Source organism: Chloroflexia bacterium SDU3-3, from assembly GCA_009268125.1.
Taxonomy (GTDB): domain Bacteria; phylum Chloroflexota; class Chloroflexia; order Chloroflexales; family Roseiflexaceae; genus SDU3-3.
In genome coordinates this window covers 99,532-114,371 of sequence record WBOU01000011.1, presented here as the reverse complement: position 1 = coordinate 114,371, position 14,840 = coordinate 99,532, and the positions used below count along the sequence as shown (strand labels likewise).

Below are 14,840 nucleotides of genomic sequence, written 5' to 3'. Positions count from 1 at the left end.
CGGCGGTCTACCCCTTGACCCCGCCTGCGGCGAGGCCCGAGACGAGGTGTCGCTGGAGGTAGAGGAACACGGCGGTGATCGGCAGCGCCACGATCAGGGCGCAGGCCGCGAACCAGCCCCACGGGTTGCGGTAGCCGTTCTGCAGGCCGAACACGCCGACCGGCGCGGTGTAGAGCTTCTCGTCGAACAGCACCGTGTTGGCCAGGATGAAGTCGCCGAAGCCCGCCAGGAAGCCAAACAGCGCTGTGACGGCGAGCACCGGGCGCACCAGCGGCAGCATCACCATCAGGAAGGCCTGGGTGGGGGTCGCGCCGTCGAGCAGCGCGGCCTCGGTGATCTCCTGGGGCACCGTGTCGAAGTAGCCCTTGATGTTCCAGACATTGAAGGCGGTCGCGCCGGCGGCGTAGATCAAGATCAGGCCAGCGTGGGTGTTCAGCAGGCCGGTGCGCATGAGGATGAGGTAGAACGCGGGCAGCGCCAGCGCCGCCGGGAAGGCCTGCAAGGCCAGCAGCCCGGTGAGGATGGCCGCGCGGCCACGGAAGTGAAAGTGCGAGAGCGCGTAGGCGGCGGGCACCGTGATCAGCAGGGTGGCCACGGTGGTCGCCAGGGCGATCTTGACACTGTTCCAGACCCACAGCAGCAGCGGGATCTGGGTCAGCACATAGCGGAAGTTGTCCAGCGTGGCGTCGCTGGGGAAGATCTGCAGCGTGGTGGTGTAGAGCTGGTTGCCGGGGCGGAGCGCGGCCTGCACCACAAAGTAGATCGGGAAGACCGAGAAGAACACGCCGATCATCAGGATGGCATACTCGGCCACCAGCATGCCGCCGCGGGTTCTGCGCAGCTTATTCATATGCCCCCCTGGTCGCATTGGTGACCTTGGTGTAGACGATCGTGACCACGAGCAGGATGAGGAAGACCACCACCGAGAACGCGCCGACCAGGCCGAAGCGCTGCGAGCCTTGGAAGCCCTGGTTATAGGCCCAGACCAGCAGCAGCTCGGTCGCGCCGGGCTGGCCGATCTTGGTGGTGGGGCCGCCGCCGGTCATCAGGAAGATCGTCTCGAAGATCTTGAGCGTGGTGATCAGGCTGAGGATGATGGCCGGGATGGCGACGGGGCGCAGCAGCGGCAGGGTGATGCTGAACAGCTTATCGGGGCGCGACGCGCCATCCAGATCGGCGGCCTCGTAGAGCTCGTCGGGGATGGACTGCAGCCCGCCGAGCAGCACCAGCATGAAGAACGGGAAGCTGAGCCAGACATTCACCACCGTGATGGCGATGAAGGCGGTGGAGCCGTTCAGCAGCCAGTCGGGCGGGTTCAGGCCGATGGCGCGCAGGGCCTGGTTGATCGGGCCATACTGCCCGTGGAACAGGAACTTCCAGATCAGCGCGGTGATCCAGTAGGGCACGGCCCACGGCAGGATCAGCAGGGTGCGCCAGAGCGACCGCGCGCGGATCGCCGGGTCGTTGAGGATGAGCGCAAAGGTCAGGCCCACAATAAAGAAGAGCGCCACGCAGAGCACGGCGTAGAGCGCGGTCTTGCCAAGCACTAGGTAGAAGTCGGCGTCTTTGAGCAGCCGCTCGTAGTTCTGCAAGCCCGTGATCCAGTAGTTGCCCTCGGCGAATCGGGTCGGCCCGTTGCGATTGGTGAGCGACAGGTAGAGGGTATAAAAAATAGGAAAGATATTTATCAGCATCAGCACCAGCGTCGCTGGGGCCAGGTAGGCCGCCGCCGTGAGCCTATCGCTCCGACGGCCACCTTTTTTGCCAGCGCTGCGCTGCGCAGAGGGCAGAGAAGCCGTTTTCATGATCTGTCCCTGTTCGTGTTCGGAAGATTCTGCGGTCGACCGCCGGGCTGTCGGTATGGGCAGGCGAGGCGGCGCGGCTGTCCGCGCCGCCTCGCCCACGCGCTACTTCAGATCGACAACCTTCTCATCGAACAGCGCAGCGCCATCTTTCACCGCCTGATCGGGGGCGGTCGCGCCGGTCCAGATCGACTCAAGCATCTTGTTGAAGGGATCCCACATCGCCGATGCGAACTCGGTGTTGGGCAGCGGCACGCCGTTGGCCGACTGCGCGATGAAGCTGGCGATCACCGGATCGCTCTTCACCTGCTCCTGGGCGGCTAGGTTGGCGGGCACCTGCTTGTTGGTGGTGGCCAGCTGGGCCTGCACCTCGGCGCTGCCGTAGTACTTCATCAGGTCCACGGCGGCCTGGGGGTTCTTGGCGTTGGCGGCCAGCATCAGCAGCTTCACGCCCACAAACGGCTTGCCGGGCTGGCCCGAGCTGCTGACCACGGGGATGGTGGCCAGGCCGAAGTCAATGTTCTTGGCGGTGTAGTCGGCGATCACCCAGGGGCCGTTCATAATGATCGCGGCCTTCTGATCCATGAATAGGGTGTTGGCCTCATCGTAGCCCAGCTCCTTGGGCATGATCTCGCTGAAGCTCTTGATCAGGGTGGCGGCCTTCACGCCGTTCTCGCTGTTCATCTCGGTGGTGCCGTCGGGCTTCACCAGCTGCACGCCCGCGCCCTGGAACCACGGGGCGGCGGTGTAGATGTCGGCCTTGGCGTTGTAGACGAACAGGTACTTGTCGGGGGCCTGGTTGTAGGTTTTGGCCATCGCGATCAGGTCGTCGGTGGTCTTGGGCAGCTTGTCCTCGGTGATCAGCTTCTTGTTATAGATGAAGGTGATGCTCTCCATGGACTCGGGCACGCCGTAGACCTTGCCGCCGTAGACCATGGCGTCGGCTGCTACGGGCGCGAAGTTGGCCTTCAGGTAGTCCTGGTTGATCCCATAGTCATCTAGGGGCTGGATGATCTTGTTGAGGGCGCTGTCGCCGATGCGGTCATCCACCCACGAGATCAGATCGGGGCCCTGGCCGGATGGGATGGCCATCTGGGCCTTGTTGGCCACATCGGGGACATAAAGCATCTCGATCTGGACATTGTTCTTGGTGGCGTAGTCGGCGAAGATCTTCTGGATCTCCTTGAAGTACGCGCCATCCCAGTGGTGCCAGAGCACGATCTTGGTGCTGCCGCTGCCCAGGATGTCAGGGGCTGCGGTCGGCTCCTCGGTGGCGGCTGCGGGGGCCTCGGTGGCGGCTGCCACAGGGGCCTCGGTGGCGGCGGGCGAGGTGGCGGCGGGCTGGCTGCTGCATGCCGCCAGCAGCACCGCGCCCAGGCCGATGCTGGTGAGGAATTTGAAGACTCGGGACATTGCGTTCGCTCCTTTGCTCTGCGTGTACTACGATGTCGCTGCCGATGTCGGGAGGGTTGCTAGGACGGCCGCCGAGGCGGCGCGGGCGCGTCGAGGGCGGCGGCGGCGACCTGGCCGGCCCGCAGCACCGCGAGAAAGTCGGGGTACATGACGGGCTGCCAGAGCCAGAAGCGCGCGCCCTCGGCCCTAGCGCGGGCCTCGTCGGCCAGCGAGCCGATCACGGTGATCGGGATGGCCTCGTCGGCGCAGTGCTGGCGGATCTGGCCCAGCAGCGACCAGCCCTGGTGGGGCCAGCTGCCCAGATGCAAAAACACCATGGCCGGGGTGTGCTCGGCTAGCCAGGCCCGCGCCTGGTCGGCGCTCTCTGCGCCCACCACGTGGCAGCCAGCCTGCTCGCTGTAGCGGCGGATGAGGTAGGCAAACTGGGGGTGCTCGGCAATCAGTAGCAGCGTGGGCTGTGCCATACAGATCTTGCTCCGTTGAACGATGGTCGGCATCATCGCACCAGCGACCATAACCCGCCAGGGCAGCGGGCCGATGGCCCACCGCCTGCGCTACCCGCGGCCCCGCGTATCGCATATCGGACGTGTGCTATGAGCATACCGCCAAGCGGGCGCGGCGTCTTGGTAAAAAGCGGGGGATTCTTGTCGAAAACCGTGCGGCACGGGATGTACAAGGCACGGGAGATCTACTATAATGCCCCTAACAGATGGCTGGCGTCGCAGGCCAGATCCCCCACCCAGGCGATGTTGGTACCCCACAGCTGCCGCGCGGCGAGAGCGATAACACGAGACGATAAGGCAGAAGGAGAAGCCGATGGCACAGAACCCTATGGGCGCAGCCTTGGATGTGGTCGGTCGGCTGCTGGAGCGCACCCAGCGGGCCATGCCGCAGGCGACGCTGGCCACGGGCGGTATCGGGCGGGCGCAGCTGGCCGAGGGCGCGGCGGTCTACACGCTGGCCCTGGCGGCGCACGCGCGCTGCTGTGCCTACGCGCTCACCCCCGCGCTGGCGCAGCAGCTCAGGGCAGCCGCCACGCTGCAGGCCCGCGCGGTGGGCGAGACGCCGCAGGCAGCGTGCCGCCCCAGCCACGCATCCGAGCTGCTCATCCGCAGCGTCGGCCCGCAGCAGGCCCAGCGCGGCATCGAGGAGATGCAGCGCAAGCTGCGTCGCCAGCTTGATAAGGTGGACCGCAACCTGGTGAAGTTGCGCGCCGAGACCGCCGTGCTTGAGGAGCTGACCGCGCTGCAGACCGAGTATAACGAGATGATCGAGCGCTGGATCGACGCGCGGCTGCAGCAGCGGGCTGCGCTGCGCGCCATGAGCAACTGGGTGGACACCTTTGTCTACAATGTCCAGGAGGTCTTCCACGACCAGCCCGACATTCTGCGCGACCTGGGGCTAGAAGGCTACGAGATGGGCATGCTCGACCGCTTCTGCCAGGTGCTGGATGAGGATCTGACCCTGTTTGAGAGCTACAGCGACTATATGGTCGATGCCGACGCGATACTGCTTGAGAAGCTGGCCGACCTCGACGAGGAGCACGAGAGCGCCTGAGCGCCGCCCGCCGCGCCTGCGACCCAGGCCCTCTGCTTCGGCAGAGGGCTTTTTTCTACCCTTCCTTGGAGCCTTGGCGGTGAACCATGGTGTTTGAGGACGCCGAGGCCCTGTGCGCCTGCGGCGGGGCGCGTGGGGTGGCGGGACAAGCTGATATAATGGTGACAGCGGGCACGCAGTGCCCAGGGCGGGCGATGGCAGCACCGCCGCGCGCAGCAGTAGCGTAGAGGCACCTGGCCCATGAGCGGCGATAGCTCGGCACCAAGCGCATACCCCCACGGCGTTCGCCCCACCATCGGCGTGTTCGGCAACCGTCAGATCTACGAGGGCACCACCATCGCCCCCTACGAGCGCACGCTGCTGCGCGGCATCCGCGCGGCGGCCCAGGCCCACGGCTGCAGTCTGCTGCTGGCCTGCGGCGTAGGGCCGCACACCGCGCCGTTCGAGTGGCTGCCCGCCTGGCCCCGGCTGCTGCCCTCCACCAACTTTGTGCCGGTGGGGCCGTGGAACACTTCCGGCCTGATCGCCATCCCGCCCTTCACCGCCACGCAGCAGGCCCTGCTGCGTAGCTTCATGCCCGAGGGCTTCCCGCTGGTGTTCACCTCGCCGCAGCCAGGCTGCGCCTCGATCGGGCCAGACAACGCCCTGGGTATCGCGCATGCCCTGGCGCACCTGGCGGGCCACGGCCACCGCCGGATCGCCTTTATCGCCGCCGATGCCCACCCCGAGGGCGACGGGGCCGAGCGGCTGGCGGCCTACCAGCAGGCGCTGGCCGCCCACGGCCTGCCCTTCGAGCAGCGCCTGGTGGGCTACGGCGGCCACAACCAGCACGACTCGTACGACGCTGTGCGCCAGCTGCTGGCCGAGGGCATCCCCTTCACCGCTGTGCTGGCCAGCAACGACGAGTCGGCGGCGGGCGCGCTGGGGGCGCTGCGCGACGCAGGCCTGCGCGTGCCGCAGGATGTGGCGGTGATCGGCTTCGACGATGTGCAGCACGCCAAGGCCCAGGTGCCGCCGCTCACCACGGTGCGCCACCCCACCTTCGAGCTGGGCTACCGCGCGGTGGAGCTGCTGCTGGAGCGCATCCGCGCGCCGCAGGCTCCGCCCAGCATCGAGCGCATCCCCACCCAGCTGATCATCCGCGAGTCGTGCGGCTGCCAGCCCACCGCCCAGCCCTGGCCTTCGGCGCGGCCCCAGGCCCAGCCCACGCTGGCCGAGGCCATGGCCAGCGCGCTGCTGCTGGCCGCGCCCGGCTACGACCGCGCCGCGCTGGGGCCGCAGTGCCGCGCCCTGGCCGAGGGCTGGCAGGATGCCCTGGCCGAGGGCGAGCCGCAGCCTTTCGCGGCGGCGCTCGACCAGATCCTGCACGGCCTGGAGCGCGTGGATGATACCCACGGCTGGCAGGCCGCGCTTGGCGCGCTGGCCAGCGCCGCCCCGCAGCACCGCGAGCTTGCCGCGCATATGCTGGACCGCGCCCGCGAGCGGCTGGGCGACCACCTGCACCGCCAGCACACCCGGCGGCTCATCCGCGACGCGCAGCGCACCGAGCGGCTGGGCCTGATCACATCGCAGCTGCTCACCGCCATCGAGCCGCAGCAGATCCTCGACATCCTCGATGCCCACCTGCCCACGTTGGGCCTCGGCCAGATCTCGATTGCGCTGTTCGCGGCCAGCGAGGGCGACCCTGTGGCATGGAGCGATCTGTATGTGCGGGCCTCGGGCGCGCTCTCCATGCGGCGCTTCGCCAGCCGCAGCTTCCCGCCGCAGGGCATGTACGACCCCGCCGCGCCGTTCTCGCTGGCGCTGCTGCCGCTGATCATCGAGGGTGGCCCCAGCGGCTTCGTGGTGTTCGACGCGGCAGATCTGGAGATCTGCGGCCTGATCGTGCGGCATATCGCGGCGGCCTTCCGCAACAGCCGCCTGCACGCCGACGCGCTGCTGGGCCGCCAGCTGGCCGAGGAGGCCAGCCGCATGAAGAGCCGCTTCCTCTCCACGGTCAGCCACGAGCTGCGCACGCCGCTGAACCTGATCGTGGGCCTGAGCGAGATGCTGCTGCACGCCCAGCCGGGGCTGGATGCGCTGCCTGACCCAGCGCGGCAGGATCTGGAGCGGATCTTCGCCAACGCGCAGCACCTGGGCCGCCTGATCGGCGATGTGCTGGATCTGGCCAGCAGCGAGGCCGGGCAGCTGCGGCTGTATCAGGAGAACCTCGATCTGGCGGAGGTGCTGGATGTGGTGGCCGCCACCGGCCAGCAGCTGGCGCTGGAGAAGGGCCTGGCGTGGCGCGTCGATCTGCCGCCCGCGCCGGTGGCGGTGCGCGGCGACCGCACGCGGCTGCGCCAGGTGGCGCTGAACTTCATCAGCAATGCGGTGAAGTTCACCGAGCAGGGCGGGGTGGCGCTGCGGCTCTCGGTGGAGGGAGGGCAGGCGATCGTGGCGGTGAGCGACAGCGGGCCGGGGGTGCCCCTGGCCGACCAGGGCCATATCTTCGACGAGTTCCGCGCATCCGAGCGCACCGCCGACCGTGGCTACGGCGGGCTGGGGCTGGGGCTGGCGATCTGCAAGCAGCTGGTCGAGCGCCACGGCGGCACCATCGGCGTGCAGTCCTCCGGCGAGGAGGAGAGCGGCGCGACCTTCTTCTTCAGCCTGCCGCTGCTGGCCACAGCCCACGTCGAGCCAGCGCCGCCCGCCACCCCGCAGCAGCTGGTGGTGTGCCTGAGCGAGCGCGAGGGCGAGGATGACGGGCTGGCCGACATCCTGGGCGGCCAGGGCCGCGCGGTGCAGCTGCAGCGGGTGGATGCGGCGTCGGATTGGCTGCCGCGCCTGATCGCCCAGCCGCCCAGCGCGCTGGTGCTGGATGAGCCGCTGGCCTCCGCGCGCGGCTGGGAGATCATGGCGGTGCTGAAGCGCCACCCGGCCACGGCGGCCATCCCCGTGCTGATGCACGCCTTCGACGCCCACATCGGGCGCGGCGCGCTGCTGGAGCTGGACTACCTGCTGAAGCCGCTGAGCGCCGAGCAGCTGGCCCGCGCCCTGCGCCAGCAGGGGGACGGCGACGGCGCGTCGAAGAGCATCCTGGTGGTGGATGATGACGGCGATACCCGCGCCCTGCACGCCCGCCTGGTGCAGCAGCAGCTGCCCGACCACCGGGTGATCGAGGCCAGCAACGGGCGTGAGGCGCTCGCCATCCTGCGCCACACCACGCCCAGCCTGGTGCTGCTGGATCTGCTGATGCCCGAGCTGGATGGCTTCGGCGTGATCGAGGCCATGCGGGCCAGCGAGGCCACGCGCGATGTGCCGGTGGTGGTGCTGACCGCGCAGATTTTGACCGGCGAGGATATGGCGCGGCTGAATGCGGGCGTGGCCTCCATCCTCAGCAAGGGCCTGTTCAGCCTAGAGGAGATCCAGGGCCACGTCGAGCTGGCGCTGGCCCGCCAGCGCAGGCTCAGCGGCATCATGCAGCAGGTGGTGCGCCAGGCCGTGGCCTTCATCCACACCCACTACGACCAGCCGATCACCCGCGACCAGCTGGCCGCCGAGGTGGGGGTCAGCGGCGATCACCTGACCGCCAGCTTCCGCCAGGAGATGGGCATCACGCCGATCGCCTACCTCAACCGCTACCGCGTCAGCCGCGCCCGCCAGCTGCTGGAGACCACCAGCCGCAGCGTCACCGATATCGCCCTGGCGGTGGGCTGCCCCGACCTGCCCAACTTCAGCCGCCTGTTCCACCGCGAGGTGGGCATGCCCCCCAACGCCTACCGCCGCGCCAAGCAGCAGTAGCCGCCCGCAAATCAACAAAAAGCAGCGCGTTTTTTACCAAGACTCTGCCGTCCCTCCCCGCTATACTCTCGCCAACGGTTTCCCAACGGCCTTTTCCATACCCGCCGACGCTGGCGGCACCGGCCCCTGCCCGCGCCCGCAGCGCTGTGATGCTGCGGATGCCCTGCCGCAGGTACGATGATGTGCACTCGCCAAAGGAAGGGACAATGCTCACAACCATGTTTCGCAGAGCCGCGACCGTTTTTGCCCTCGCCACGCTGATCGTGGCCTTCCCAGCGGCCCCCGCCCGCGCCGCATCTACCATCACCAACGCCGACTTCGGCACCACCGGCACCGCCAGCCCGGCAGGCTGGACCACATGGTCGCCCAATGGCATGGAGTCCGCCGACTTCACCGAGGCGAGCGGCGTGACCGGCTACCACCTGACCCACTGGAGCGACAAGCCCTACATCGTCTCGACATGGCAGACCCTCACGGGCCTGAAGAACGGCATCTACACGCTGCGCACCTGGGTGCGCAACGGCGGCGGCCAGAACGAGGTGTTCGTAGCCCTGCGCGGCTGCGGCGGGGCCGAGCAGCGCACCAGCGTGCCCGTGACCAAGGGCTACGACACCTGGGTGCAGATCGCCACCTCGGTGAATGTGACCAACGGCCAGTGCACGATCATCCTCTACTCCGACGCACACGCGGGCGAGTATGTGCACTTCGACGACCTGAGCTTCGCGGCTGGCGGCGCGGCGCTGCCCATGCGCGGCGGCGACCTCTCGGGCGTGAAGAAGAACGAGGACTTCGGCGGCGCGTACTACAGCGAGAATGGCACGCGCGGCGACCCCATCCAGATCCTCAAGTCGCACGGCATGAACTACGCCCGTCTGAAGGTGTGGGTCAACCCCGCCGACGGCTACAACAACAAGGCCCGCGTGCTGGAGATGTCGCGGCGGATCAAGGCCGCCGGGATGAAGCTGCTGATCGACTTCCACTACTCCGACTTCTGGACCGACCCCGGCCAGCAGGCCAAGCCGGTGGCCTGGCAGGGCTACAACTTCACCCAGCTGCAGCAGGCGGTGTACGACCACACCTACGACATCTGCCGCAGCCTGGTGGCCCAGGGCACCGCGCCCGATATGGTGCAGGTGGGCAACGAGATCAACAGCGGCATGCTCTGGGAGGACGGGAAGAACTGGACCTCGGCGGGCTGGGACAACCTGGCCGCGCTGCTCAAGCAGGGCATCAAGGGCGTGAAGGACAGCTCGCCCGGCACGCTGATCATGCTGCACAACGCCGAGGGCGGCAACAACGGCCACTTCCGCTGGTGGTACGACGCGGCCAAGGCGCGCGGCGTCACCTGGGATGTTACCGGCCTCTCGTATTACTCCTACTGGCACGGCACTTTCACCGCGCTGCAGAACAACCTGAACGACATGGCCGCGCGCTACGGCAAGCCGGTGGTGGTGGTCGAGACCTCCTACCCCTTCACGCTGGCCGACAAGGACGGCTGGGAGAATGTGATCAACGACCCTGCGACCGAGCTGACGGCGGGCTACCCGGCCACGCCTGCCGGGCAGGCGGCCATGTTCCGCGATGTGATGAGCATCGTGCGGGCGGTGCCCAACGGCATGGGCTGGGGCGTGTTCTACTGGGAGCCAGCGTGGACTGGGGTGAAGGGCAGCGGCTGGACGCCGACCGACCCTAGCCAAGGCAACGCCTGGGAAAACCAGGCCCTGTTCGACTACAGCAGCAGGGCGCTGCCAGGCATGGGCGTCTACGCCGAGGCGGCCCAGTGGGTCGGCTCGACCACCACGCTGAAGGCCGGGGTGGCGCGCGGCTCGCTGGGCGGCACCGTGGCGCTGCGGGCCACGCTCAGCGCCGACGGCGCGGCGCTGGCGGGCCGCAGCGTGAGCTTCAGCCTGAACGGCAGCGCGGTGGGCAGCGCCACCACCGACGCCAGCGGCATCGCCACGCTGGATGGGGTGAGCGTAGGCGGCCTGGTGCGCGGGGCCTACATGCGCGGCGTGCGGGCCTCGTTCGATGGCGATGGCGCGTATACGCCCAGCGCTGCGGCAAACGTGCTGGTGGTGGGGCGGTAGGTTCTCATAAAAGCAGGCCGACGCGGGTGATGCGCGTCGGCCTGCCTTTGTGTGTGAATCGACTGCGCCGCGTCGAGCCGACGTAGCCCAGCCTGCTGGCCCGATGTGATGAACATACCCAAGAACATGGCATCGTGGTTCGGTACGTGAGGCGTGCTGGCATGCCAGGCCATGTGCGACCACGTGACACCAGCCGTCATGCCGCGCCAACACGGTCATCATCGGCGTAGGGGCGGGTCTGGTGCCCGCCCCTACGCCGATGACGGAGTATTGTGGCATCGGTCCGGGGGTGATGATTACAACGCGAGATCATCAGAAACGTGACGCTGATGTTTCGTGGAAATGGAGAATATCGCCACATGGCATATATCAGCCTCTTGATATGTGGGAAGAAAGATACCTATATACTTCGCGTTTAAATGTCAGTTTTATGTGACATCACCATCGCCGGAAGCTTAATCACCATCGCCGGGAGCTTAATCACCATCGCCGGAAGCTTAATCACCATCGCCGGAAGCTTAATCACCATCGCCGGGAGCTTAATCACCATCGCCGGGAGCTTAATCACCATCGCCGGAAGCTTAATCACCATCGCCGGGAGCTTAATCACCATCGCCGGGAGCTTAATCACCATCGCCGGAAGCTTAATCACCATCGCCGGAAGCTTAATCACCATCGCCGGAAGCTTAATCGCTATCAATCACAGATACGATTATCTTTCATGGATTGCAGAACTTAGAGCTGCCTGTCGTCCCGCCGCCAGTCGTATAGCGCGAAGGGCAGGTAGGTGAGCGCCATCACCGCCGCGCCCAGCAGGATGAGCGGCGGCAGGTACCACGGCCACGGGCCGAGGTAGCCGATCACGCTGGGGAAGTTTGGGGCGCGGGCCACATACATGTAGTTGCCGCCGGTCAGCGCGTTGGCCACGCCGTCCACCGCCAGCAGCCCCAGCGTGGCGACCACGGCGCGGCCCAGCGAGGCCCAGCGCGGGCGGAAGCCCTCGGCCACCAGCATGAAGATCACGCACAGCAGCAGCGCCCCGTGCGAGGTAAAGAAGATCACGAACACGAAGTGCGGGAAGTTGAACGGCGCGACATCGGGCGTCAGCATCGCCTGGGTCGCGCCAGCGAAGCTCCAGAAGTAGCACACCTCGAACAGTAACTGGCTGCGTGTCCATAGCATCAGCGGGCAGAGCAGCATGGAGAGGACGCAGATGTGGATGGGCAGCGAGTAGGCCCAGGCCAGTGCGCCCACGCTCCACTCCCAGGCGTACCATACCACGAAGTTGAGCAGGGTGAAGAGCGCCAGGCCATGGCGCAGCGCCCCGCGCCAGCCCGCCCCCGGCGGCCCCCAGCGCAGCGCCGCCGCCAGCCCCAGGCAGCTGGCCAGCACCGCCGCCAGCGCCAGCACGTGCGTGGCCGAGAACAGCGCGAACGGCACGCCGCTGTAGGTTGTCGAGAAGAGATCCATCGCAGCCCCCTATGGCCGCGCCAGGATGGCGCGGGCGGTCTCGCGCACGGCATCCCGCAGCGCGGCAGGCTCCACCACCTCGGCCCCCGCGCCCAGGCCGAACACCAGCATCTTGGCCAGCTCCAGCGAGCTAAGGTTGATCGCCAGCGTGATCATGCCCTCCGCCTCGCCACCCAGCTGGCGGTAGCGCCCCGGCACGACCTCGCGCACGAAGCCCAGCTGCTCGGGCCGCAGCCGCAGCGTGAACTGGTACTCGCCGATCTGCTCGCCCAGGCGCTGGATCTGGCTCTGCCAGTAGCTCGGCAGGTCGAAGTCGGCCCGCCGCACGAAGTGCTCGTCTAGCAGCTTGATGCTGCGCAGGCGGGTTACGCGGTAGGTGCGCAGCTCGCCGTCGTGGTGGGCGACAAGGTACCACACGCTGGATTTCGCCACCAGGCTGTATGGCTCTAGCGTGCGCTCGATCTGCTCGCCGCTGTGGCGCACGTAGCCCGCCACGATCCGCCGATCCTCGAACACCGCACGCTGGAGGGCCTCCCACAGCGGCAGCGGCTGGGCGTCGCGCCACCACCACGCTGGGTCGATCAGCAGGCGCTGGCGGGTGCGCTCGACCTCGCCGCGATGGGCGGGCGGCAGCACACCGCGCAGCTTGAGCAGCGTGCGCTCGGCGGCGTCGCCCATGCCGAGGTCGCCCAGCAGCGCGCTGCTGTCGCTGATGAATAGCGTGCGCACCTCGCTCTGCTGCATGCCTGCGAGAGTGCTCTGGTAGCGCTCGTCGAGCGTCACGCCGCCGCCGTGGCCGCCCTCGGCGGTCAGCGGCACGCCTGCGGCGCACAGCGCGTCGATGTCGCGCAGGATGGTGCGGCGCGAGACCTCCAGCCGCGCGGCTAGGGCGCGCGTGGTCAGCTTCCCGTGGGTCTGCAGCAGCAGCATAATCGCCAGCAGGCGGTCGGCGCGCATCGTTTTTTCTCTCCTGCGGGTGTTGGGTGACAGCAGGTGTCACCCGACGCAGTATAGCATAGGCGCACAGGCAAAAACAGAAGGAGGTTCGCTATGTCCCAGGGATATGTTGACTGCGGCGGGGGCCGGATGTACTACGAGGTGGCGGGCGAGGGCGCGCCAGTAGTGCTGTGCCACGCTGGGTTTGTGGATAGTCGGATGTGGGATGACCAGTGGGCCGCGCTGGCCCAGCGCTGCCGGGTCATCCGCTTCGACATGCGCGGCTTTGTCCGCTCCGCCGCGCTGGATGGCCCGGTCTGCCGCCGCGCCGATCTCTACGCCCTGCTTGAGCAGCTGGGCGTCGGCCCGGCGGTGCTGGTGGGCTGCTCGCTGGGCGGCGAGCTGGCGCTGGATGCGGCGCTGGAGCGGCCCGAGCTGGCCTCGGCGCTCATCCTGGTCTCGGCGGTGCCCAGCGGCTTTGCGATGGCGGGCGCGCCGCCCAGCGAGCTGCTGCAGATGATCGATGCGCTGGGGCGCGGCGACCTGGGGCTGGCCGAGGATCTGCAGATGCAGCTGTGGATGGCGGGCCAGGGCCGCACGCTGGAGCAGGTGGATGCCGAGGCGGTGCGGCGGGCCAGGGCCATGGCCCGTGTGGCGCTGGCGAATGGCACATGGCAGCAGGCCGACATCTCCCCGCTCGATCCGCTCGACCCGCCCGCCGCCGCCCGGCTTGGCCAGCTGGCCAGGCCCGCGCTGGTGATCGCGGGCGCGCTGGACCACCCCGAGGTGCTGCGTGCGGCAGGCGTGCTGGCCGACGGCATCCCAGTGGCGCAGCAGGTGGTGATGGGTGGCTGCGCGCATGTGCCAAATATGGAGCAGCCCGAGCTGTTCAGCCGCCACATCTTCAGCTTTTTGCAGCAGCACGATTTTCTGCTATGATCGCCGCATCCGTATGTGAGGAGCACCAAACGATGACCGACCGCTCGTTCAGCAAAACCGCCTTTGGGGCGGCCTACATCCGCGCCGCCCACCAGAAGCTCGACCGCCCGCTGATCCTTGAGGATTCGGTCATCGGCCCGCTGCTGTTGGCGATGGAGTCGCGCCCATCGCTTGACCCATCGCAGGTCTACCAGCTGCCAAACTGGGACGCCATCCGCTCGCGGATCGCGCTGCGCTCGCGCTACGCCGAGGATCGGCTGGCCGAGTCGCTGGGGCGCGGTGTGGCGCAGTATGTGCTGCTGGGCGCGGGGCTGGACACCTTCGCCTACCGCCAGCCCGCGTGGGCCACGGCGCTGCGCATCTTCGAGGTCGACCAGCCCGCCACACAGCAGGTCAAGCGCGGCCTACTGGCCAAGGCGGGGATCGCGCTGCCGCCCAACCTCAGCTTTGTGCAGGCCGATTTCGAGCGGCAGACTCTGGGCGAGATCTTGGGCGGGCAGGGTGTGGATGCCGGGCTGCCCACGTTCTTCTCGTGGCTGGGGGTGGCGGTCTACCTGCACGAGGAGGCGATCGACGCGGTGCTGCGCACGGTGGCCACCTACCCGGCGGGCAGCGAGATCGTGCTGACCTACAACCAGCCTACGGATGCGCCATCCCCGCTGGCCCAGCGCACGGCGGACGCGGGCGAGCCGTGGGTCAGCGCCTTCACCCCCGAGCAGATGGAGGCCAAACTGCGCGGCGCAGGCTTCTCGCAGGTGCACTTTTTTACGCCCGAGGAGGCAGCGCGGCGCTACTACCAGGGCCACGCGCTGCCGGTTCCCAACCCCACCATGCTTGTTGCGGCGGTGGTGTAGCG

The 14,840-nt window shown here is 67.9% G+C and carries 12 protein-coding genes; 5 read left to right on the top strand and 7 right to left on the bottom strand.

Annotation, left to right across the window (positions count from 1 at the left end; translation table 11 throughout):
* Positions 1-7: 7 nt before the first annotated feature.
* From F8S13_18150 to F8S13_18135, 4 genes are all read right to left on the bottom strand, one after another.
* Entirely contained in the window at positions 8-868 is an 861-nt protein-coding gene (locus F8S13_18150) for a sugar ABC transporter permease (GenBank protein KAB8141667.1), read from the bottom strand.
* Entirely contained in the window at positions 843-1,805 is a 963-nt protein-coding gene (locus F8S13_18145; GenBank protein ID KAB8141666.1) for a sugar ABC transporter permease, read from the bottom strand. The genes F8S13_18150 and F8S13_18145 overlap by 26 nt, the downstream gene beginning before the upstream one ends.
* Positions 1,806-1,907: 102 nt before the next feature.
* On the bottom strand, positions 1,908-3,215 hold the full coding sequence (locus F8S13_18140; GenBank protein KAB8141665.1) for an extracellular solute-binding protein: 1,308 nt from the start codon (positions 3,213-3,215) through the stop codon (positions 1,908-1,910).
* 59 nt (positions 3,216-3,274) lie between these two features.
* The gene (locus F8S13_18135) at positions 3,275-3,730 is read right to left on the bottom strand and encodes a response regulator (protein KAB8141664.1); all 456 of its coding nucleotides are present in this window, start codon (positions 3,728-3,730) and stop codon (positions 3,275-3,277) included.
* Positions 3,731-4,031: 301 nt separating this feature from the next.
* Between F8S13_18135 and F8S13_18130 the strand changes: the two genes are divergently transcribed.
* The 3 genes from F8S13_18130 (at position 4,032) to F8S13_18120 (ending at position 10,639) form a co-directional block, all read left to right on the top strand.
* Positions 4,032-4,772, top strand: coding sequence for a hypothetical protein (locus F8S13_18130; GenBank protein KAB8141663.1), 741 nt, complete (start codon positions 4,032-4,034; stop codon positions 4,770-4,772).
* A 240-nt stretch (positions 4,773-5,012) separates the two neighbouring features.
* On the top strand, positions 5,013-8,552 hold the full coding sequence (locus F8S13_18125) for a helix-turn-helix domain-containing protein (GenBank protein ID KAB8141662.1): 3,540 nt from the start codon (positions 5,013-5,015) through the stop codon (positions 8,550-8,552).
* Positions 8,553-8,758: 206 nt separating this feature from the next.
* Positions 8,759-10,639: an arabinogalactan endo-1,4-beta-galactosidase gene (locus F8S13_18120; GenBank protein ID KAB8141661.1), complete on the top strand. Its 1,881-nt coding sequence runs from the start codon at positions 8,759-8,761 to the stop codon at positions 10,637-10,639.
* Positions 10,640-11,054: 415 nt separating this feature from the next.
* On the opposite strand, the gene F8S13_18115 is transcribed toward F8S13_18120, so the two are convergent.
* The 3 genes from F8S13_18115 to F8S13_18105 are packed head-to-tail and all read right to left on the bottom strand — an operon-like array spanning position 11,055 to position 13,066.
* Positions 11,055-11,315: a hypothetical protein gene (locus tag F8S13_18115; protein KAB8141660.1), complete on the bottom strand. Its 261-nt coding sequence runs from the start codon at positions 11,313-11,315 to the stop codon at positions 11,055-11,057.
* Positions 11,316-11,374: 59 nt separating this feature from the next.
* Entirely contained in the window at positions 11,375-12,109 is a 735-nt protein-coding gene (locus F8S13_18110) for a TIGR02206 family membrane protein (GenBank protein ID KAB8141659.1), read from the bottom strand.
* 9 nt (positions 12,110-12,118) lie between these two features.
* Entirely contained in the window at positions 12,119-13,066 is a 948-nt protein-coding gene (locus F8S13_18105; GenBank protein KAB8141658.1) for a YafY family transcriptional regulator, read from the bottom strand.
* A gap of 93 nt (positions 13,067-13,159) precedes the next feature.
* Here F8S13_18105 and F8S13_18100 point away from each other — a divergent pair, with 93 nt between their 5' ends.
* Both F8S13_18100 and F8S13_18095 read left to right on the top strand, forming a co-directional pair.
* Positions 13,160-13,984, top strand: coding sequence for an alpha/beta hydrolase (locus F8S13_18100; GenBank protein KAB8141657.1), 825 nt, complete (start codon positions 13,160-13,162; stop codon positions 13,982-13,984).
* Positions 13,981-14,838 carry a class I SAM-dependent methyltransferase gene (locus F8S13_18095; protein KAB8141656.1) on the top strand — a complete coding sequence of 286 codons (858 nt, stop codon included), beginning with the start codon at positions 13,981-13,983 and terminating at the stop codon, positions 14,836-14,838. The genes F8S13_18100 and F8S13_18095 overlap by 4 nt, the downstream gene beginning before the upstream one ends.
* Positions 14,839-14,840: the final 2 nt, after the last annotated feature.